The organism is Allobosea sp. 05T433 (assembly GCF_056396065.1).
Genome location: NZ_JBFTKS010000014.1, coordinates 1 through 20,385, shown reverse-complemented (window position 1 = coordinate 20,385; position 20,385 = coordinate 1). Strand labels below are relative to the sequence as shown.

The window sequence follows — 20,385 nt, the reverse complement described above, 5'->3', positions numbered from 1 at the left end:
GCGCCTCCGGATCGCGTTCGGGAACGTGGTTGTGTCGCACCATCGCGCTGTCTCGAAGCGATGTGCAGGGGTGTCGCACCGGGAGCCCGGAGGAGCTTTGCCGCCTCATAGCCGGGCCGTTCGACCATCTGCGACAGGCAGCACGGCGGCCATGCCCCAGGCTGATGCGGCATGAATCTCTGCTTCGAACCGACCAAACACCACCCGGCCGTGCGGTGGGATTGGACCCGGTTCGGGCAAACGCGTGAACAGATGAAGGTCAACCGGTCTGTTCTCTGCAAATGGCAGCCGTGCAACCAGTCGCGACGGTGCAAGCGGCTCGTTCAGTTCTGTCCATTCGGTCGCAGCAAGGACATTCTGGCCGCTTTCTGCGTCGTCTGGGCCGATCCCGTGCGGAGTGACGACCAGCCGGGCTCCGAGGCGGCGCGTCTGGCAGCGCTTGTCGTCGATCATGACCTCGCATGAAATCTCGATCAGGCCCGGCGTGGCAGGCAGGCTGATGACAGCCGCAGATGACGTTGTCTTCAGGGGGCGCAGGAGGACCTTTCCCTGCTCGATATAGCCGAACACCGGGTAAGCAGCAGATTGTTCCCGGGTAAGATGCGCCTTGCCGACGACGGAGTCGGGGACCGGGATCATCGCTCCTGCTTCATGTCGGAATTCGCCATCATCTTCGGATGAAAGAGACCGGATTCCCGGCAGTCCGCCCCATAGTTTCATCGCAAGCATGGTCGCTGCGTCTCGCTCGTCCGGCTGCGCCAGGCTTTGCGGGGCAAGCCGGTATTCGTGCATGACACCGGCCGAACAGGTCGAAAGACGAGGCGCCACCTCGCCGCCACGGGCCCAGAGCTTGAGTGTCAGGGAACGCGACGTGCAAGTCGATGCGCTGGGCAGGCGCAGAGGAAGCCAGCCCCTGCAGAGCACATCGAAGGGAACGCGCCACTGCGCCAGAAGCGTCCCCGCATCGGAGGCCTCGATCTGCGCGCACAGATGCCCGGCGCCCCGCCCGGGATCGGCGATATGCAGATCGATGCCGAGCCATCCCCTCGCGGAGCTGGGTAGCCGCTGCGCGAGGCATGGCCCGATGTCGCTGACGTCGGGCTCTTCGGGAGAGGCGGGAATGTCGACATCCGAACGGGGAAGGGGGCTGTTGAAGATGAGCTGCGGACGCCCCATGCGCAGGGTGGCGACCAATTCCTCGAGTTCCTGGGGAATGCGAACGTGATGGGTCCAGCTCTCCCGCAAGGCCGCCAGGTCACGCATCAGTAGCTGGTTGCTATGCTGCAATCGGCTTGTCTCACGCAGCGAGCGCTCGAGTATGGCTGCATCGAGCTCTGCTCTGTTCCCCACAATGCAGGGTACAGGCGTCTCTGACCCCCCGGTCTTGGTCCACCACGCCTGCAAGGCACGCAGAGAGCGTTCTTCGATCGGATCGGGAGCCCACAAGGCCCATACATTCGTGGGCGGGATCTCCAGACTGCACAGCGCTGACGGCAACGCGTCTTCCGCCTGTCCATAGTCGGTCAGGACATAGTGGTCGCACGCGACCAGCTTGCAGCCATACCAGTGAAGAGCCGATGCCGGCCTGGCGCGCGCAGGCGATGTTCCCGGGCCGCTCAGCACGATGACCTTGGGATCGGCGGAGTAGAGGCGCCGCAGCAGGTTTTTTGTCGTTTGAAGGGCCATCAGACAGCCTGCCTGGATTTCGGTGCCGTTGCGGGTTCGAACAGCGGTTTGATGCCGAAGTCTTCCAGATCAGTGCTTCGATCGGGCCAATAACGCATCTTCGTGCTTGGCATGCCGAAAGCCCGGCACAGGCGCAGGAGTTCCGCATTGCCCACGACAATATGCGTGTAAGCCTGCTCGAACGCTGAGCATGCATTCACGGCCTGGCTCGTTGCTTGATCCCCTTCAGCGTATCCGAGCAGCGCCCATGTCTCCACCTTCAGTCGACGCAACGCGCCCATCAATGTGTGTGAAACCCCGCCATCCACCGATACGGCGCGGTGATAGCCGGCCAATGTGGAAATGGCGTCATCGGTATCCAGATGCTCGAAGCAGGGCATCGGCGTCCCCTGATAGCTCCGTGTCCATGCGCGGGACAGCAGCTCCGGCAGGGGCAATGCAATGATCTGCGAAAAGCATTTTGCGCGGCCGGGAGCGAGGGCGAATTCCCTCGCGATCCCCACGAGATGAACCTCCCACCCCGCTTCGATGAGCGTCAGTGCCAGCCTTTCGGCGGTCGCAACGCTCTCGGGCTGCCCCGAGGCGAGCACCAGGGCAGCAAGGGGCCTGGCATCGGACGATCCGCCGGGGAAGGCCGACGAGAGATTGAAGAGTTCCGGGTACAGATCGCGCGGCAGCGCCGCCTGGAGCCGGTACGTGTTCGGCATCGCCGACTTCCAATCGGCAGGGTTGGCCCCGTCTCCGGCAGTGGCGATATCCCGGCACAGCCGCGTAAAGGCCTCATCGATTGGCGCGAGATCGGCCGGCGCTTCCCTCACGGCCAGATCGAGTTCGATAGCATGCTGACGCTTGCCCGGCTGTCGGGGCAGGGCATGCAGATCGAGCGCGCGCAGCGATGCGTGCTCGACGAGAAAGGATGCCTCGACGGCCAGGATATGCGTCCGATCAGATGTCAGCCGGAACCTGTCCGTCTGCTCCTGGACAATCGTCCCCTCGCTCCAGGCCAGAAGACGATCATCGTGCAATCGATCCCGCATTGAGCACGTAACGACGGTCGATCGGGCAAGCCCGCGCTCGAGCGTCCACAAGACGCCAGCCAGCAGCGATTGCGCGGCAAGCGTTTCGCATAATGAGCTGTTCATGACGACAAGCTGCCCGGGGCAGTGACCGTAAGCAGGGCGCAGCCGGGCGCGCAGCAGACGGATGACATAGTCACTGACCGTCAGGGTCGTGACGTCGTTTTCACCGGTGAAGCACCGAACCAGCCCTGTATCGGGGTGATAGATCGCATAACGCGACCGAGCCTCGGTCTCAAATGCCAGGACGTTGCGAATACCGAACAGGAGCGGATGGCGGTTGCGGATATAGCGGAGGATCGGGGTGAAATCCCGTTCTGCCGCCACCAGCATGCTTTCTCCCCGGCGGCGGTAAGCAAAACCCGCATCGGCCACGTGGACCCCGCGAAAGCCGCGCTCGAGGCCATGCAGCCAGAATTCCCAATCCTCGACGCCCTGGCGCATCTCGGTGTCAAAACGGATCGGGGCGTCGAGCATGCGCCGTGAGACCATGCTGCCTGCCTCGCAGAAATTGCGGAACAGATGCTCCAGCGGCGAATAGGGTCCCGAGGTATCGGCGAATTCGGCGAAGCCGAACTTGTCGACATCCGGATAGGCCCAGCCGATGCTCGCATCGGCCTTGCGCAAGGCGGTCAGAAGCCGCTGCAGGAGATGGGGGCCGATGCGGTTGTCGCAGTCGAGCAGGTAGACGGCCTCCAGATCCGGGAAGGCCGCCAGAGCGAAGTCAATTCCAGTGTTGCGTGCGGCGCTCAAACCTCCATTGCGCTTGTGCAAATAGAAGATCCGCCCCGGGTAGGTCGCAGCAAATGTCTGGCAGACCTCGTCTGTTTCAGGGTGAGGACATCCGTCATTCACAATGACAATGGCGAAATTGAAATCAGTGACCTGTGCCAACGCCGTATTCAGCGCCTCGGCTGTCAGCGAGGGTTGGCCATAAGCTGGGACAATGACGGCGACTTTGACATCGGCCCCATCGCTGGACGGATCGTGCAACCGGTCGCCTGCAGGCGGGAAGAGCCATGGTTCACCCGGCACGTTGCCCATATTCATGCCATATTAATCCTGAGATTTGTCATGGAGATTAGATTGTTCTGTTCGATAATCCCGATAAATGAGGTTTTATGACGCCATGGCATGGGATTGTTGCTTATTTATATCGGATAAATTCATTCGCAAATTCGAAATAAAACCACATCGATTTCGATTTGCTTGATTGACTACGTTTTTTCTATCCTGACCCAACGAGTAGACATGCCAATTGCCACTGTTGATGTTCCGAGGCTCGATGGCACCCGTTGCCTGATCATGGGTGGCGGCGGATTTCTCGGTATCAACCTGGCCAACGCTCTGGCCCGTCAAGGCGCGGTCGTCCGGGCCTTCGGGCGCGCGCCGGCCGATCGGCGGGCGCTGGACGAGCGGGTCCATTGGAGCAGCGGATATTTCGAGGATCAAGCGGCCATCACCGAAGCCGCGCGGGGGCAGGAGATCGTGTTCCATCTCCTGAGCAGTTCGGTGCCGGGAAGCCCCGGGCAAAAGCCTGTTTCCGATCTCGAGACGAATGTGCTGGGCACGTTGCGCTTCCTGGATATCTGCAACGATGCCGCCGTCAGAAGGGTCGTCTTCGCCTCGTCTGGCGGTACCGTCTATGGCCCGGCCGACAGGCATCCGATCGCGGAAACCGCGCCGACCCATCCGATATCGGCCTATGGTGTCGGCAAGCTTGCGATCGAGAAATACCTCGCCCTGTATCACCACCTTTACGGGCTCGAATATCTCGCCTTGCGCATCGCCAACGCCTATGGCCCGCTGCAATCGGCTCTGAAGCGCCAAGGCGTCGTCGCCGCGATGCTCAGTCACGCGCTCGCCGGCAAGCCGCTCGAAATCTGGGGCACGGGCGAGATCGTGCGCGATTTCATTCATATCGACGACGTCGTCTCGGCCTTTCTCTGGGCCGCGACCTATGACGGGCCTCACCGCGTCATGAATGTTGGATCGGGGGCAGGGCTCAGCATCAATCAGGTGGCGAGCGATATCGAGGCCATCACCGGCACTGCCGGCCGGTCCAGGATCTATCGCGCCGGCCGAGCCGCGGACGTGCCCGTCAACATCCTCGAAATCTCGCTGATCACCCGGGAAACGCCTTGGAGACCCAGACGCGCCTGGCTTGATGGCCTGCGCAGCACTGCTGAATGGCTGGCGGCGAAAAAGCACGCGCCGCTGATGTGATCCGACGCATGATTTCGGGGGCGCCAGGGCAATCTCCGCACGCTTCTGCGTCCGTTCTACAGCGAGACGGGGCGGCCTTCGATCGATCGGGAGCTGATGATCCGGACGCTGCTCATCGGCCGACAGAGCGCGTTGTTCGAGACGACGATCCGGCGTTGCATCGCGGACGGGCTCGCCGGCGCAGCCGGCGGTCGTAGACGGACAGTCATCAGATTGGGATGCGAGGTCATGGCGATCGACCGCGATTTCCCCCTAGATGCCCATTGTTCTCAAGAGCCGAAGCGATTGCGGCGGCCCATGCGAAGGCATGGGCGCGACTGATCCAGACGCCGAAAGCGGTGCTGTAGCCACGGCGAACCCTGAGCTGCCCCAAGCGCTAGAGCATCGGACCGGAAAGTGGAATCCGGTTTTCGGAAAATCCGATGCTTAAACAAAGAGCTAGATCGCCGCTCCTGCGTCCGAACGGACGCACGGCGATCTAGGATTGCAGTCGTTCCGGTGCATGTCGATCGGATGCGGCGGGACGGCGGGATGGACGACTGGCGCCGCCAGAAAGTGGTGCCGAAGCGGATGATGAAGCAACAGCGCGGCTGGCGAGGCAGGGACAGGCAATGACCGTGATCAGACATGTCGCGATCGCGCTCCTGGCGGTGCTGTCGGCGGGGGGCGGAGCGACCGCTGATCCCGCCGCGGGGGTGTCCGGAGAGGTTCCTGCCTCTGTTGCCCAGGCCATAGAGCGCCTCCGAGCCAAGCCGATCTTTGCCCATATGAGCTGGGGCATCCACCTCGCCGATCTCGCTACCGGCAAGACGTTGATCGATCAGGCTGGGAATAAGTCGCTGCTGCCAGCCTCGGTCATGAAGACCTACAGCGTTGCGACCGCCCTTGACCGCTATGGCGCCGACTACCGTTTCCGGACACCGGTCTACAGGCTCGGCAACCTCAAGGGCGACGTGCTCGACGGAGATCTCGTCCTCGTCGCGTCCGGTGATTTCAGTTTCGGGCTCCGCGAGCAGCCCAACGACAAGCTTGGCTTCAACAGCCTGCCGGAGGTCGACCACAACACCACCTCTACCGGCTTCCCGGGCGGCGCCTATGTCGGGAACAGCGATCCGCTCGCGGCGCTCGATGCCCTGGCCGCGCAGGTCAAGGCTGCGGGTATCCGCGAAATCACCGGCGATGTGATGATCGACGATCGTCTCTTCGAGACCTATCGGGGGTTCTCGTCCGGGCCGATCGCTCCGATCTGGGTCAACGAGAACGTCATCGACATCATGGTGACGCCGACGAAGCCCGGCGAGAAACCTAAGCTCGACTGGCGTCCCAAGAGCGCTGCCATCACCGTCGAGAACGACGTCACCACGGTTGCCGGCACGGCCGGGCCGCTTGAGGTGACGACACGGGGCGCCGGGGTGGTTCGGGTCAGCGGAAAGATCGCTTCGGACGGACCACCGATCCTGACGGTGTCCCAGATCGCCGATCCTGCCGCTTTCGCGCGCACGGTCTTCATCGAGGCGCTCATGCGGGCGGGGGTCAAGGTCGCCGCGCCTGCGCTCGGCCCCGCCAGGCCGCTGCCCGACGCGGGCGGCTATCGCGAAGCCAACCGGGTGGCGGAATATGTCTCGCCGCCGCTGTCCGAGTTCGTCAAGGTGATCCTGAAGGTGAGCTACAACCGCGGCGCCGACCTCATGGTCTGTCTTGCCGCGGTGAAGGCCGGAAGTCCCGATTGCGGCGATGGGCTGGCCGAGGTGCTGAAGCTGCTCGCCCGGCATGGCGTGTCGTCAACCGGAACCTATGTCTTCGACGGTGCCGGAAGCAGCCATAACAGCCGGACGACGCCGTCGGATCTCGCGACCTTCCTCAGGGACATCACGACCACGCCCTGGGGCAGCGCTTTTCATGATGGCATGGCCGTGCTCGGGGTCGACGGCTCGCAGGCACTGAACGGCGCGGGGTCGCCGGCGGCCGCGCATGTCCGGATCAAGGATGGCGACATGGTCGCCGGAAGTGCTGCCGGGCAACTTGTCGCGCTTGCCACCACCCAGACCGGATATATCGACGCCAGGAGCGGGCGCCGGCTTGTCTATAGCCTGATGGTCAACAACATCCCCTTCCCATCGCTGCAGGACTATTCCGCCGCCCGGGCCGATGTGGCGGCCGTCGTCGTCGCGATCCAGCAGGGCTATTGAAGTGACCGGAGATCGTCATGCCCACTGCAGCACGATCCCGCTCGTGCCTTTCTCTGGCCGCGGCGCTCATCCTCATCGCGGCCGACGCGTCGGTTGCCGAAGATTTCTCCGGCTCGGTTGCGATCGGCGCTGGCCGCAAGATCTATCTCGAATGCACTGGCGCCGGATCGCCGACGGTCGTGCTGATCTCGGGCAGGGGGAATGGCGCTGCCGACTGGAGCGAGACACTCGATCCCGCCGACCCGGCCCACCAGGCCGATTATGACGCCGTGGCCTGGGGGAAGGGCAATCTTCGCAGGGGCGGGTCGGCGGTCTTTCCGATGGTGTCCCGCTTCACCCGCGTCTGCGCCTATGACCGGCCAGGGGTGAGGCTCGACGGACCGGATCAGTCCACGCCAGTCGCCCAGCCGCATCCGGCCGACCAGGCGGCTGACGATCTCCATCGGCTGCTGACGGCAGCGGGCGAACCGCGCCCTTACGTGCTCGTGCCCCATTCCTACGGAGGTCTGATCGCCACGCTTTTTGCACGGACTTGGCCCGATGAGGTGAGCGGGCTCGTCATGGTCGACGCTGCGACACCCCTGATGCGCGAGGTGGCAAGCCCGAAGCATGTGGCGAAATGGGACGCGCTCAACAGGCAGTCCGCGCCGGCGGCTCCCGAAGCGATCATGCTCCTCGATGCCTTCGCCAAGATCGAGGCTGCCCCTCGACTGCGGGAACTGACGGCCGTCGTGCTTGCCGGCGACAAGCCATGGCAACCGCCATCCTCCCCACCGGAGCGCGACCCGGTCGGCGGCGTCTCCTTCGCGGACTGGAGGGCATCGCAGACCTTGCTCGCAACGTCACTCAACGCCAGGCTCGTCGCGAACACGAATAGCGGCCACAACATCTATGCCTATTCTCCGCAACTCGTGATCGATGCGATCCGCGAGGTCGTGGAGGCCGCGCGGGCGGGCAATGCACGGATCGGGCCCTGAAGAGCCCGATCCGTGCCTTGCCCGCCCGGCCTCATCGGCTCCGCCCGACATTGCGCGGGACCTGCAAGATCGCTTTGAATGCTGGCGCGCCTCGCAGGGGGGCTGGCGATCGCCCCCAGCATCTTGCTCGGCTTCGCATGGATGGGCCAGTTCGCCGGGGGGAGCATGCCGACTGGCCGCACGAGGTCGCTCGCTCTGGCCCTGCCGTGCGGCGGCCCGAGCTCCGGCTCAAAGCTCCAGTGCCGACTGCCCGTTCTTCTTGCGGGTGACGAAATGTGCGATCGCCTGGATGGAATCGAGGTTCCTGGGCAGGATTTCGCTATCCTCGACGGTAATCCCGAATGTGTGCTCGATGAAGCCGACAACCTCGAGCACCCCGGTCGAATCCATGATGCCATGCTCGAGGAGCGAGGCGCTGGCCTCCAGATCATCTGCATCGTCCAGGAAGAAATTTGCCGCCAGGAATGCGCGAATGGCCCCCGTGTAAATATCGCTTGTCTTCTCGATGATCATCATTGGCCTCGTGCTCAATTCAGAACCTGCTGTTTGGGCGGATGCGCCGCGATCGGACGGCGTGATCCAAAGCGCTGGGGAAGGAGTTGCGACCCCGCCCGAGACGGTCGGCCTTCGGCGGCGGCCAGAGGTCGTGCTGGCGCGGTCACGTCGGCAATCTCCGCTCGTGCAGGTGGGACGCGGCTGGCGAATAGCTCAGCGCCACGGCCTGCTCGATCAGGGGGCGGTTCGCCGAGAGATGGGGCTCCATGACGAGGTCGAGATGGCCGCCTGCGATCGGGATGACCTCCACGCCCGCCAGGGCGCTGTCCCAGCCGAGCTCCCTCGTCATTCCCTCCCGCTTGCAGCGGAACAGCGTGCCTGCCAGGGGCAGCTGCTGCTTCGGCTCGGCCAGCCACGCGAAGAAGGCGCGGGCCCGCAAGACCTCCTGCAGCTCCAGCTGGATTCTGAAGCAGGTCGCATTGAACTGCTCCTTGGTATAGCGGTCGAGCATCCCCGCCAGGCGCGCTTCGTGGCCCATCGCGGCCGTCCCCTTCGCAAGGGCGCGGCAGGCCATCCGGGAGGCCGCCACGCGATTGGTCCGTATTCGATGGAACGTGCGGGTGATGATCTCCCGATACTTGCTTCGTTCGCCCTCGAGGCTCGTGTCCAGCAATCCCAGGAACCTGACCGACCGTCCGGCGCTGAGCAGCCGCTGCGCGACCTCGTAAGCAACGGCGCCACCAAGCGAATGGCCGAGAAGGCGAACATCGCCCGAGGGCTGGGCCCGGCCGATCTGCTGGATCGCGTCGGCCGCCATGGCGGCGAGCGTGTTCTGTCCGCTCAATATCATCCGCAGACCGGGGTATTTGATCGGGACCACCCGGGTGACCTTGCCCATGGCCGCGGCGAAGGCCGCCAGGCCCGGGCCGTAACCGACCGACCCCGGGAGCAGGAACAGGATGGGAGGGTTATCCGTCCCGGTGACGCTGCCCAGGGGGGCGACCGCGGGTGCGCCGGCAGGGTTCTTCCCCATGCGTTCGTCTTGACGAAGAGGAAGAAAATCGCGATTCGAAGTGTAGTCAGAGACGTTTTGCCCGATGGAAACACCGGCGCGCTTTGCATCACTCCGGCTTTCTCGACCTGACGCCGGTGCTTGAAATGACTCCGAAACCATGGCCAGCCCCGCCTAAGGTTAGGGGCATTTATCGGATGCCACTAGAACCGCTTCATCATGCGTTTGAATGATAGCGGGTCTCGATCGAGGCTGCGGCCTGTGTCGGCGCACTTCGCGAGCCCGCGCAGAACGCGGTTAGACAGGTCTCTCCGACTTCTGTCCGGGGCCTATTCTGTAGAGCGCGATCAGATGGCCATCGAGGATTCCATCACTATTTGCATCGTGTTGGACGATCGCGCTCATGCCAATTCAGCGCAAAACGCCTTTGCGGAAAGGCGATGTAGAAGGAGCGGTGTCAGCTGTGACTGCCGTCGGACTCCCTTGCCAGAGCGTCTGGTTCCCGGCCGACCGCAGGGGCATCGGAACTTGCGATCTGGCCTCGGCGATGCGTCTAGAACCGGTAGTGCAGCCGCACGCATCCCTTGTCGACCGCCTGCGCGCTGATGAGCGTCGGGCTCGCCCGAAAGCCGGTGAGTGGAAAGAGCGGCCGGCCGCCACCGAGCATTTCCGGGATGACATAGATCTCGATCTCGTCGAGTGCGCCGCGCTCGAGGAAGGCCATCTGCAGCTGCCCGCCGCCCAGCATCCAGACGTCGCCGTCGTCCAGCCCGCGAAGTTCGTGGATCAGCGCATCGACGTCGCTGCGGACCTCCAGCGGACCCTTCGGATCGTCGATCGTCCGCGATGTGACGACGATGACGCGCTTGTCCCCATAGGCCCAGGCGGAAGCGTCTCCCGCTACGAAATCATAGGTGCTCCGCCCCATCACCACGGTGCGCATGCGCTTGAGGAAGCTGCGGTAGTCGTGCTCGCCGAGGTTCATGTCGTCGTATTTGAACAGCCAGTCGAGATTGTCGTCCTCGGTGGCGATCCGCCCATCGAGGCTGGCGGCGATATATCCCAGAATCCTGGCCATGGCGGCTTCTCCGTTGAATAATAAACGAACGTACGTTTATATATTACCATGGCAAGACGCAAAACGATCCCTGACGAGCAGGTTCTCGAGACACTTCTCGGGACGATGCTGGAGACGGGCCCCGACGGTCTCACCTTCGCCCGCGCCGCGAAGACCTGCGGCCTCTCCCCGGCGACGCTGGTGCAGCGCTACGGCAATCGCGAGGCCCTGGTTCAGGCTATTCTCCTGCACGCCTGGGACCGGCTCGACGCGGAGACCGAGGCGGCGGACGCTGAGGCACCGCCGACGCCTGAGGGCGCGATCGACCTTCTGATCCGGCTGATGCCGTCCGAAACCGCGGAACGCGACGCCACCAACGGCCTGCTGCTGCTGAGGGAAGACATCCGCAATCCCGCGCTGCGCAGCCGCGGCGCGGCCTGGGGCCGTCGCCTCGCCGAAATCCTCGGCCGCCGCCTCTCGAGCGACCGGACGCGGGGCGAACGCCTCGGGTGGCAGATGGCGAGCCTCTGGCAAGGCGCGCATACATGGTGGGCCTTCACGCGTGACGCGCCGGCGGAACAGGCGATCAGACGCGTGTTGGAGGAGTGGGTCAGAGGGGTGAGATGACCACCGGCCGCACCAGGGGAGGTCCCCGGACGCGGGCCGGCACCAAGTCTCCGCTCATGTCCTGGCTGTCGCCTCGTCCGAAGGATCAGCCCTGCGGCGGCTTCCAGCCGGCCGATGGGATGGTGTTGATCATCCAGGGCACGCCGAACTTGTCGACGAGCGAGCCGAAGCCGGGCGACCAGAAGGTCTCGCTGAACGGCATGACGGCCTTGCCGCCTTCCGACAATTGCTCGAACCAGCCCTTTGCCTTGGCATTGTCGTCGCTGTGCAGGGTGACGTCGAAGCCGTTCTTCGGCTTGTCGATATTGGGAGCCCATTTGACGTCCATGTCGGCGCCCATCAAGGCCTGGTCGCCGACCTCGAGCCAGCAATGCATCAGCCAGGTCTTGAACTTCTCGTCCGCGATCGGCATGCCCGGAGGCGCGTCGCCATAGGATATGGCGGCGGTGATCTTTCCGCCCAGGACCTTGGCGTAGAACTCGAACGCCTCGCGGCACTGGCCCTGGAAGCTCAGGCTGGTCACGATCTTCATGGTCGTCTCCTGTCTGATTGCAGCATTGACGCGCGCCCAGCTGTAATCCCGAGGAACGCGTCATGGCGGATGATGCGCAGCATCTGCGTCATCCCCATGGCGTCGCAGCGCAACATCTTCGGCGGGGCCGAGGCCGGCCCACCAATGTCCCGGCCGGAGCGGCCAATGTGGGAACCGACCGGCCGCGGGGTCTTCATCAGCCGGGCGGCTGGATGGCGGTGAAGACCGCCAGCTGATCCGCGAAGGCGCGCTGATAGGCGGGCCGGGCTTCGCCGCGGGCGACATAGGCTGAGAGGTTTGGACATTCCTCGAGGAGGCCCGAGCCGTGCAACCGGCGCAGCACCGTCACCATCATCAGGTCGCCGGCGCTGAACCCATCATCGAGCCAATCGGCCTCGCCAAGCCGCTGCGAAAGCTCGCCGAGCCGGACACGGACCCGATCCTCGAGGCCAGGCAGGCGCGCCTCGTACCAGGGCTTGTCGCGTTCCAGGAGCACCGCCATGCTGCGCTCGACGATCGGTGGCTCGACCGTGGCGAGCGCGGCGAACATCCATGCGATCGCGCCCGCACGGGCGTTCGCATCGGCGGGCAGCAGGCCCGGGTGACTCTCCGCGATATGGAGAACGATCGCTCCCGACTCGAACAGGACGAGATCGCCGTCTTGATAGGTCGGGATCTGCCCGAAGGGATGAAGCGCACGATGCGCGGGCTCCTTCATCGCGGGCAAGGAAAGCAGGCGAACGTCGTAGCGCTGCTCCACTTCTTCGAGCGCCCAGCGAACGCGCATGTCACGCGCCAGCCCTCTGCCGCGATCGGGGGAGCGTTCAAAGGCGGTGATGGTGATGGTCATTGCAAGGCTCCGGCTTGTTGGACGGTGCACCCCGCCCCACACTAAGTGTCGAGGGGCCGTTCGCTACCCCCGAATGGCGTCACCGCGCCGTATTTTCCGGCGGAATACTCCCGCCTAGGTTGCGGCGAGGGCGGTCGGCGGCTTCGTTGGCCACGATGCCCGAGCACCGACTCCGGCGGCTCCGCGATCGGCAATTGCGATGCTTGCGCTCCACGCGCCGAGCCCATTCCGGAACAAATCCCGCCCCGGCGGCTTCCTCCCCGACAGGAGGAAACCATGCAAAAGCCCCGCGAAAACCCTGCGCTGCTCGAGGACGAGCGCGCAACGCTCGCTCCGACCGAAAGTCCGATCGAGGCGGACCCGGCTACCACGGGCCGTCGCGTCAGCGACCGCACCAATATCCATGACGAAGGCAGCGATGCCAACGACACGCCGGACGGCTTGACGGAATCCGAAGAGGCCGTCCGGCAAGCAGCCGAAGATGTGCCGACGGGGGGCTCGCTGGCCGGCAGGACGGAGTCGGTGCCGGTCTTCGAACGTGCTGGGCTTCCCCCGAAACTGTGATGGCACCCACGATCTGATCGTCGGACGACCGGAGGCTCACCGTGGTCCTTCAGGCTCCAGGCTTGGCATGGCCTGGCGCCGTGAGGCAGGGCGCGGTCGAAGCCGGATCGCCCGCTAGCGCGAGCGCCGTTCGCCCATGCAGCAGCGCGCTATCAGCGACACACGCGCCGGCCGTTGATGATCGTACAGCCGCGGCGCGCCGGCGTGACGACCACGGCGCGCGGGGCAACCGGGCGTCGCACCGCGACCGCACCATTGGGCCCGGCACAACCAGCCCGGACGACCCCGCGTGCGCAAACCACGGCGCTGGCCTCTGTCGGGGCGAGGGCGGTGGCCAGAGCCAGGGCGCCCAAGCCGAAAATGGCATATTTCATGTCGTAGCCCCGTTTCGGAACTGGAGGGAGGACGGATCTCCGACGGCCGGCACGCAGCCTGCCCCGGAGGAAGTCGTCGAGAGAGTCAGAACTTGTAGAGCAGCCGCCCGACAACCTGGTTGGTGCTCAATTGCTGCTTGAAACCGACGATCCCGAGCCCGCCGACGCTAACCGGATAGGTGTAGGTATCCTCCTGGAATTGTGAGTACCGATACTCCAGGCCAGCGATCCAGTTGTTCGTGATGGCGTATTCGGCGCCGGCGCCGAGCGTCCAGCCAAGACGGGTGCTGTCGCCTGCGCCATAGGAGTAACCCGTGCCCGTCACCGTCGACTGGGCGTCGGCCAAGGCGAGGCCGCCGGTTGCGTAGATCATGAACCGGTCGAAGGCATAACCGACGCGTAGCCTGGCCGAGCCGGCCCAGTTGGTATGGGCGGTGATGAAATCGCCGGTCAGCGCGGTGAAGCGCTGCTTGCCGGTGATGAGGGCTGCGCCGTCGATCTCGCCACCGAGGACAAGTTGGCCGATCTGGTAGTTGTAGCCCGCCAGCAGACCGACCGTAGCGCCGTCCCTGTTCAGGCTCGGCAATGAAGCAACGGCGGCCCGACCGGCGATCACGGCGCCCGGCGTCAGTTCGGTTCTGGTCTGCGCCCAGCCGGCCTGGGCACCGACATAGAAACCGGTCCATGTGAAGGCAGGCGGCATGGGAATGGCAGGCTCGATCCGCCGCGACGGCAGGTCGGCAGCCTGCGCGGCGAACGAGAACAGTGCGAAAGCAAGTCCGGCACCGAATACTGTAGATGAGGTAGACATCGTCAACGCGCCCTTCGTGAATATCGGATCGATTGCATGCACCGGCCCGCAAATGGGTGCGGGCGATCAGCTTTCGTGGAGTTCGGGTCTATTCAGTTCAGATTCGACAGCGCTTTCAGTACATGAATGGTCCTGGCCCACCCCAGGGCCCGAAATCGAAGGCGTCCTGGTTCATCACCGCTGTCATCTGTTGCTCGTTGGCCAATTTCTGCGCGAAGACCATCTGGCGAAATTGGGCGTAAGCCGCCTGGCTGCCGAAGTAGACGCACTGGCAGACGATGGGATCGGCGTAGACGTAGACGATCTCAGCGTTCTTCGCCTGTTGAACGAACTTGTTGGGGGGCAGCTTTTTCATGGCCGCAAGGCGCTGCGGGGTGTTTGCGGGCTGTGGAACGAAGCCGGCGGCCGAGAGCAGATCTTCCTTCTGCTGCACGGCCTGGGGCGTGGACTGGCACCCGGCCAGGGCCAGCCCGAGCGAGACTGCAAGCGCAGCGACGACGCGCGATGTCATGACATTCTCCAGAGATAGGTTCGACTTAGGCGGCGTGTTGACGCCGGCACGCAGCGGCATTCGCCGCGCGCGTCGGAGGTCTGACCGGCGAAGGGAGGAGTTCGGGACTTAAAGCATCGGCCCGAAAAGTGGATTGCGGTTTTCGGGGCAAAGCCGATGCAAAGACAAAGGGTTAGATCATCGGACTGGATACGATATCCGGTCCAATGATCTAGTTGCCGACGGCGGAGCCGAGCAGATAATCCTTCTGCAATGCCTGGTCCGACGACGGATACAGTGTCTGGCATTCCGACCAGTAGAAGGTCTTGGGCTGCCGATTGGCGGGATCGGCACAGATTGCGGCAAGCTGTGCCTGCCGCGATTGCGACGACTGGCAGCCTGCCAGGATCAGTCCAATCGATATTGCGATCCCAGCCAGGATAGGCGTGTTCATGTCGTTCCCTGTCGATTGAGGGCCTGGAGATGTGCCAATGTCATCAAGGGGGGACGCTCCATTCAAGCGCCCGCCCGTTGCTGATCCGATCGCCCGCCAACAGGCGCCTATTTCATCTCGATTCCCAGCTTGGCGCGCTCATCCTTGAACACGACGGCAAGCGCCTCGATGATCTTCTTGCCGGGATTGGCCTTGCAGTACACGATGACCTCGTGCTCGACGACCTTGCCCTTCTTCAGGTCAAGGAAATGCTTCTTGGCGAGGCCGTTATACCAGCCGCTATACCAGGCCGAGAGCGCATCGGCGTCCTCCTGAAAGGTTCCGGCCAGCTGTGCGCAGGTCAGGGCCTGAACATCGATGAAGCCGTTGGCATCGACATAGCTGGTGAGCGGAACCTGGGCCGTCGCCGCAGACGAGGCTGCGCAGACGACCGATACCGCCATGGCGGCAAGAATTCTGGACATGATGATCTCCTATTTCGAAGTGTGTGGGGTGCGGACAGGTGCCACCGATTTCCCGGTGCAATGACTACTTCACCAGCTCGATCTCGCTCGGCTGCCAGGTCTTGGCGAAGAACGGCTCGAGCGGGCTGTAGAGGCGCAGGACCGTGAACCAGCCCTTGCCGGGCATGGTCTGGATCCAGTTGCCGCGCTTCACCCCGGCCGGCTGAGCCGGGCTGAAGTAGACAGTTGTCGAGCCGTCGGCGTTCGGTTCTGCGGCCGGCGACGGGTAGCTTTGGCTGCCAGCGCGCGGGAAGCGCTGCGGCGTGTCCAGCATCGACCGCGTCATGTTGTCGTAAACGGTGAACGACCAGAAGTTCGCCTCCGGGATACCCTTGGGCAGTGTCACCGTATAAGTCTTGGCTCCGTCGAGGTTTTGCTTGTTCGCATCCAGCATGGACCAAAGATAGGTCGAGCCGATGCCGGGCAGGCGCATCGCCATGCCGGGCGTGATGCCGGTCACGCCGTAGAAGAAGTTCGCGCGCGCATCCATCGTCCGATAGCCGGTCGGCGGGAAGGGCTTGACGCCCTCGGGCGTGATCAACGGAATGGGAGTCTCGAACTCGTAGCCGGTCTCGAACAGATAGTTCTGCCATGACGAGTTTGGATAGTAGAACCAGCTTGGATCGCGCGCACTCATGAGCAGGGTGCGGGAGGTCGCGTTGGCGAGCGCGAGCGCGTCGCTCATGATCTTCTTCATGCGCGCGTCGGGAGCGAAAGGCTTGCCTTTGACAATGCCGATGGCGGCGACCGGTCCCATCAATTCCGGATCGAGCGAGGTGGCCGGCTCCCGCTGCACGATCTCGTTGARCATTTCGTAAAATGTCCAGTCGTTCGGCGGAATGGTGTTCATCACCTTGCCGCTGCCTTCGTGGAACACGGTCGGCGGCGGAGGCGTGACCCGACCGAGCCTGGCCTTGCCCGCCAGGAACTCGGCGACCGGAGTGCCGACGCCGCCCGGTTCGTAGGCGTAGACCTTGGTCGATTTCCGGATGCCTTCGACCACCGGCTTGGGATCGCCGTGGTTCTCCAGGAACGACCGGCCGAACCACACGATGGTGTTTGTGCGCGCGCGAGAGATGAAGAAGCCGCCCTCCGGCAGTTCACCCTTGTAGTCCGGCGGCACGATCAGGTACTTGCCGCCCTCTCCGCGATCGGGGCCAGGGACTCCGAGGTCGACGACCCAGCGGAACCAGGCGTCCTGCACCGCGCCGAGAAACTTGGGCGGCGTCTCGATCACCACGGGGCCCTTTGTCAGATCGAGCGAGCCCATGACATAGATCGTGTCGGCGTTGGCCGTCAGGAACAGCGACTTGGCGTCCATCAGCTGCGAGAAGACGAGCACCTCGTTGTCCTTCACGCCGATGTCGTGCATGCCCTTGCGCAGCGCGTGAATGCTGACGCCCCGCAGGTTGTCCATGAAGGCACGATAAGCGTAGGTGAAGTCGAGGTTGTCGTAGAGCTTCTCCGCCGTGGCCTTGCTTGGCACGCCGTCCTTGAATTCGAGCGGGCCGAGACGCGTTTCGGCCTTGTCCGGCGTGCTGAGCGACGGCGGTATCGGCGCCTGGGCGATAGCTGACCCTGCACCGGCGGCGAGCGTTGCGGCCAAGATGCCTGCAATTGAGGGAAGCTTACTCTGGCGGAGTTTCATGACGTATACCCGTCTTTGTCAGAACGATGAAGATGCAGTTCGTCCGTTCAGAAGGTCACACAACCGCATTGCTCACTGCGGTTGCGTCTTTTTCATCCCGGCATCCGTTGAGGATGCCGATGGCCGCCGCTGTGGCGGTCGGTCGTAGGGATACGGATGGCAGTGCGCCGCGCCGGGCGCGGCGCATGCGTTCTACGTCATGATACCCGCTTGATTCCCGGCGGCTGCCATGTCCCTGCGCCCGCCGGCAGGATCGAGGGCGGCGTCGGCTTTGGCCAATAGAGGCGCATCACGAGATAAATCTTGTCATCCGGCGCCGGAAGCCAATTGGCTTCCTTGTCGGCGCCGGGGCTGTCCTTCTGGAGGTACAGCGTCAGCGAGCCGTCCGCGTCCTTCTTCATCGCCGAAAGCATCGGAGAGTTGATGAGGTAGCGATTGATTGGGTTCTTCACCAGGAACTGGCTCTTGCCGTCATACATCGTCACGGACCAGAACGCGTTCACTGGCGGCAACTGGCCAGGTGCGAAGGTGATGGTGTATTTGTGCTTGCTGCCGTCGAGCGCCTCGCCGGCAGCATCCGTCCGGGTATAGGGGTACATGGCTTCGACGGCATCGTTGCCGAGAAGGCCGCCCTTGGCGGCGCCGGCCCGCATCAGCCAATCGCCGTTGAAGAAGGCCTCGTCGCCGAAGAACGCGCCGACATTCCAGCCGTTGATGTTCTTGTTTCCGCTGGCCAGCCATTTGTCGACCTTGTCGTCGCCCTGCTTCATGGCGATCAGGATTGCGGCCTTGTGTTCGAGCGAGAGATCCTTGAACGCGAAGGTCTTGCCGGGACCGATGCCGATCTTCGCAAGTTTTGCACGAACCGCCGTGTCGCGCGCCGTCTCGGGGATGAATTGCAGGGCCGCGTCGAGATACTCGAAGAAGTTGTCCTTGATCCCGGCCGTGGTGGCGGGAACGAAGGCGATGGTCGGCGCAGCCGCCGGGGCGGGCTGCTTGAGGAAGGCCGAAAGCGGGCGCGCCTTGTAGCCGGCCTGGACCTTTTCGACATTTGACATGTCGCCGGGGTTGAAGAGCTGGGTGCGGATCAGTGCGAGTGTGAACGGCGTCGTCGATCGGAAGACCTGTTTGATCCCGGCCGGCTTTTCGCCTTTCCAGTCGGGACCGACCACGAGATAGTCGCCGGGCTCCGTGCCCGTGGCGCGCGTGCCGATATAGCCGTAATTATAGGTGTTGCCGTCGATGAGCTGGACCGAGTAGTAGCGCTCCCTTTCGATCGCCGGCACCGAAACGACCATCGGCTCAGCGCGCAAATCCAGCCAGATGAACGAGTAAGGGGTGTCGCTGTTCGGCGTGATTACGGCCGTGTCCGCCGGGGTGGCGACGTGGTGCTGGTTTTCGATTTGGTTGAACGGTGCCTTGAACTGGCCGGAGTTCTTGTCAACGGCGAACTCTTGCATGACCGCATAGTTCATTACCAGCGGCAGGCCGTAGATGAAGCCTTCCTCGGCGATGTCCTTGGCCTCGAAGACATTGGGCCATTCGGGCTTGGACTGCGCAAAGACGGGGCTGGACCTCACTGTGGCGGCGGCGAATGCGGCCATCGCAGCAGAGCCAAGCAGATCGCGTTTCGTCAGCATGTGAGGAGCTTCCTTTTGGTTCGCAACGTGTGGTCAAGCGCGCGTAGGTCGCACGTTAACGCTACGCGACCTCGGCGATGATTGACAATGGAGGGATGACCGATCCTTGGAGCGGACATCGAATTCGACAGCCGAGGGTCAGTAGCAGGGCGGGTACGGATAATATCCGCAGGCCGGTCGATAGGCATACGGGGCGTAATACGCTGCGGCACCCAGCGCGCCGGCGGCAACCGCGCCCCTGTAATAGGCTCCTCGAAATGCGCTGCGTCGCGCCACGCCGGCGAAGGACAACGGCGTAAATGGCCGGCCGATCAGGTCGATGAAGATCGACGCAGGGCCGTCGCCGCCGGCAAGGTCTCCCTCCATCACGTCGACGTCGAATGTGACCTGGTCGCCTTCGAGTTTTGGTGTTTTCAGGACCACAACCGCGTCGCGAATACCCGAGCCATCCCTTGTGAAAGCTGACACGGTCGCGTTCGGCGGGTCCTTGTAGAAGCTGTCGGGGCTCTGGTTGCCCGGCAGCCACTCCTCAAGGATATGCGCCGTGAGTTCGTGACCAGCGGACCTCACCGGGCGGTCGGCGAAGACGATGGAGTTCGGCGACAGACCGCTCAGCACCAGCTTTCCGCCCTGCAAGGTGGCGCCGCGCGCGCTCAGGACAAATAAGGACGGCACGAGTTCGGGCTTCGCGGGCGTGCCGATCGCTTTCTGCAGCGGCACATGCGGGGGAACGGCCGGCGTCGCCTGAGCTGATGCAGAGTTGGACATCAATGTCAGGGCAGAAGCCGCGACAGCATGAAGAAAGAATAGGGCGATTGTATTTCGCGCGGTTTGCATGGCGCACTTCCTTCGTTTGAATTCGTTAGTGCGGTCTACTGGCTCTATTTCGGGAACAGGAACTGGAGCTGGGCCCGGAGTTGCCAATCGGCGGCTCCGCTGGGCTTTGCGACGTTGTAATAGGCTGCGAGCTGCGCATTGACCGGCTGATGGCCGATCTTGAACACCCGTCCGAAGCCCCCGCCGATCGGCACCGTCCAGCGGTCGCCATGGCCGGCCTCCCAGTCGGCGGTGATGATCGGGGACGAGGTCAGGTACCAGCCGCCGTGGAAATTGTAGTTCACGAAGGGCTGCAGCGTCATCGCGTTGACCGCGCTGCGGTTGCTCTTGCCCGCGA

The 20,385-nt window shown here is 63.7% G+C and carries 20 protein-coding genes and 2 pseudogenes; 6 read left to right on the top strand and 16 right to left on the bottom strand.

Going from position 1 to position 20,385, the window contains the following annotated elements; genetic code table 11:
• Positions 1–105: 105 nt before the first annotated feature.
• Entirely contained in the window at positions 106–1,686 is a 1,581-nt protein-coding gene (locus AC1DGP_RS19475) for a DUF6212 domain-containing protein (RefSeq protein ID WP_476832432.1), read from the bottom strand.
• Positions 1,686–3,806: a glycosyltransferase family 2 protein gene (locus AC1DGP_RS19470; RefSeq protein WP_441506787.1), complete on the bottom strand. Its 2,121-nt coding sequence runs from the start codon at positions 3,804–3,806 to the stop codon at positions 1,686–1,688. Before AC1DGP_RS19470 ends, AC1DGP_RS19475 begins: the two co-directional genes overlap by 1 nt.
• 207 nt (positions 3,807–4,013) lie before the next feature.
• Here AC1DGP_RS19470 and AC1DGP_RS19465 point away from each other — a divergent pair, with 207 nt between their 5' ends.
• The 4 genes and pseudogenes from AC1DGP_RS19465 to AC1DGP_RS19450 all read left to right on the top strand — a co-directional run bounded on the left by AC1DGP_RS19465 (position 4,014) and on the right by AC1DGP_RS19450 (position 8,154).
• Positions 4,014–4,988 carry an NAD-dependent epimerase/dehydratase family protein gene (locus AC1DGP_RS19465; RefSeq protein ID WP_441506788.1) on the top strand — a complete coding sequence of 325 codons (975 nt, stop codon included), beginning with the start codon at positions 4,014–4,016 and terminating at the stop codon, positions 4,986–4,988.
• Positions 4,989–5,021: 33 nt separating this feature from the next.
• Positions 5,022–5,177 (top strand): annotated as a pseudogene (locus tag AC1DGP_RS19460) (transposase); the annotation flags it as partial.
• Positions 5,178–5,599: 422 nt separating this feature from the next.
• The gene (dacB, locus tag AC1DGP_RS19455; RefSeq protein ID WP_441506789.1) at positions 5,600–7,177 is read left to right on the top strand and encodes a D-alanyl-D-alanine carboxypeptidase/D-alanyl-D-alanine endopeptidase; all 1,578 of its coding nucleotides are present in this window, start codon (positions 5,600–5,602) and stop codon (positions 7,175–7,177) included.
• 17 nt (positions 7,178–7,194) lie between these two features.
• A complete protein-coding gene (locus AC1DGP_RS19450; RefSeq protein ID WP_441506790.1) occupies positions 7,195–8,154 on the top strand; it encodes an alpha/beta fold hydrolase in 960 nt (319 codons plus the stop codon).
• A gap of 228 nt (positions 8,155–8,382) precedes the next feature.
• On the opposite strand, the gene AC1DGP_RS19445 is transcribed toward AC1DGP_RS19450, so the two are convergent.
• From AC1DGP_RS19445 to AC1DGP_RS19435, 3 genes are all read right to left on the bottom strand, one after another.
• The gene (locus AC1DGP_RS19445; protein ID WP_441506791.1) at positions 8,383–8,667 is read right to left on the bottom strand and encodes an acyl carrier protein; all 285 of its coding nucleotides are present in this window, start codon (positions 8,665–8,667) and stop codon (positions 8,383–8,385) included.
• Between the two features lie 145 nt (positions 8,668–8,812).
• Positions 8,813–9,682 (bottom strand): thioesterase domain-containing protein, encoded by an 870-nt coding sequence (locus AC1DGP_RS19440; RefSeq protein WP_476832431.1) that lies wholly within the window; start codon positions 9,680–9,682, stop codon positions 8,813–8,815.
• A gap of 532 nt (positions 9,683–10,214) precedes the next feature.
• Positions 10,215–10,739 (bottom strand): dihydrofolate reductase family protein, encoded by a 525-nt coding sequence (locus AC1DGP_RS19435; RefSeq protein ID WP_441506793.1) that lies wholly within the window; start codon positions 10,737–10,739, stop codon positions 10,215–10,217.
• Between the two features lie 48 nt (positions 10,740–10,787).
• On the opposite strand from AC1DGP_RS19435, the gene AC1DGP_RS19430 reads away from it, so the two are divergent.
• Positions 10,788–11,345, top strand: a complete 558-nt coding sequence (locus AC1DGP_RS19430; RefSeq protein WP_441491239.1) for a TetR/AcrR family transcriptional regulator — start codon at positions 10,788–10,790, stop codon at positions 11,343–11,345.
• 85 nt (positions 11,346–11,430) lie between these two features.
• On the opposite strand, the gene AC1DGP_RS19425 is transcribed toward AC1DGP_RS19430, so the two are convergent.
• Together AC1DGP_RS19425 and AC1DGP_RS19420 are read right to left on the bottom strand one after the other, a co-directional pair.
• Entirely contained in the window at positions 11,431–11,877 is a 447-nt protein-coding gene (locus tag AC1DGP_RS19425; RefSeq protein WP_441506794.1) for a VOC family protein, read from the bottom strand.
• Between the two features lie 196 nt (positions 11,878–12,073).
• Positions 12,074–12,727 (bottom strand): glutathione S-transferase family protein, encoded by a 654-nt coding sequence (locus AC1DGP_RS19420; RefSeq protein WP_441506795.1) that lies wholly within the window; start codon positions 12,725–12,727, stop codon positions 12,074–12,076.
• A gap of 276 nt (positions 12,728–13,003) precedes the next feature.
• Between AC1DGP_RS19420 and AC1DGP_RS19415 the strand changes: the two genes are divergently transcribed.
• Positions 13,004–13,291: a hypothetical protein gene (locus AC1DGP_RS19415; RefSeq protein WP_441506796.1), complete on the top strand. Its 288-nt coding sequence runs from the start codon at positions 13,004–13,006 to the stop codon at positions 13,289–13,291.
• A 152-nt stretch (positions 13,292–13,443) separates the two neighbouring features.
• Here AC1DGP_RS19415 and AC1DGP_RS19410 read toward each other — a convergent pair whose 3' ends face one another.
• The 9 genes and pseudogenes from AC1DGP_RS19410 to AC1DGP_RS19370 form a co-directional block, all read right to left on the bottom strand.
• Complete coding sequence (locus AC1DGP_RS19410) at positions 13,444–13,665, bottom strand: hypothetical protein (protein ID WP_441506797.1); 222 nt, start codon at positions 13,663–13,665, stop codon at positions 13,444–13,446.
• An 85-nt stretch (positions 13,666–13,750) separates the two neighbouring features.
• Positions 13,751–14,476 carry an outer membrane protein gene (locus AC1DGP_RS19405; RefSeq protein ID WP_441506798.1) on the bottom strand — a complete coding sequence of 242 codons (726 nt, stop codon included), beginning with the start codon at positions 14,474–14,476 and terminating at the stop codon, positions 13,751–13,753.
• Positions 14,477–14,591: 115 nt separating this feature from the next.
• Positions 14,592–15,047: a hypothetical protein gene (locus AC1DGP_RS19400; protein WP_476826219.1), complete on the bottom strand. Its 456-nt coding sequence runs from the start codon at positions 15,045–15,047 to the stop codon at positions 14,592–14,594.
• Positions 15,048–15,198: 151 nt separating this feature from the next.
• Positions 15,199–15,420 carry a hypothetical protein gene (locus tag AC1DGP_RS19395; protein WP_441506799.1) on the bottom strand — a complete coding sequence of 74 codons (222 nt, stop codon included), beginning with the start codon at positions 15,418–15,420 and terminating at the stop codon, positions 15,199–15,201.
• A gap of 107 nt (positions 15,421–15,527) precedes the next feature.
• Positions 15,528–15,884: an HdeA/HdeB family chaperone gene (locus AC1DGP_RS19390; protein WP_441491246.1), complete on the bottom strand. Its 357-nt coding sequence runs from the start codon at positions 15,882–15,884 to the stop codon at positions 15,528–15,530.
• A gap of 64 nt (positions 15,885–15,948) precedes the next feature.
• Entirely contained in the window at positions 15,949–17,571 is a 1,623-nt protein-coding gene (locus AC1DGP_RS19385; protein ID WP_476832430.1) for a DUF1254 domain-containing protein, read from the bottom strand.
• 197 nt (positions 17,572–17,768) lie between these two features.
• Complete coding sequence (locus AC1DGP_RS19380; RefSeq protein ID WP_441506801.1) at positions 17,769–19,211, bottom strand: DUF1254 domain-containing protein; 1,443 nt, start codon at positions 19,209–19,211, stop codon at positions 17,769–17,771.
• A 138-nt stretch (positions 19,212–19,349) separates the two neighbouring features.
• Positions 19,350–20,048, bottom strand: coding sequence for a hypothetical protein (locus tag AC1DGP_RS19375; protein WP_441506802.1), 699 nt, complete (start codon positions 20,046–20,048; stop codon positions 19,350–19,352).
• A gap of 44 nt (positions 20,049–20,092) precedes the next feature.
• Positions 20,093–20,385: pseudogene (locus tag AC1DGP_RS19370) on the bottom strand (outer membrane protein); the annotation flags it as partial.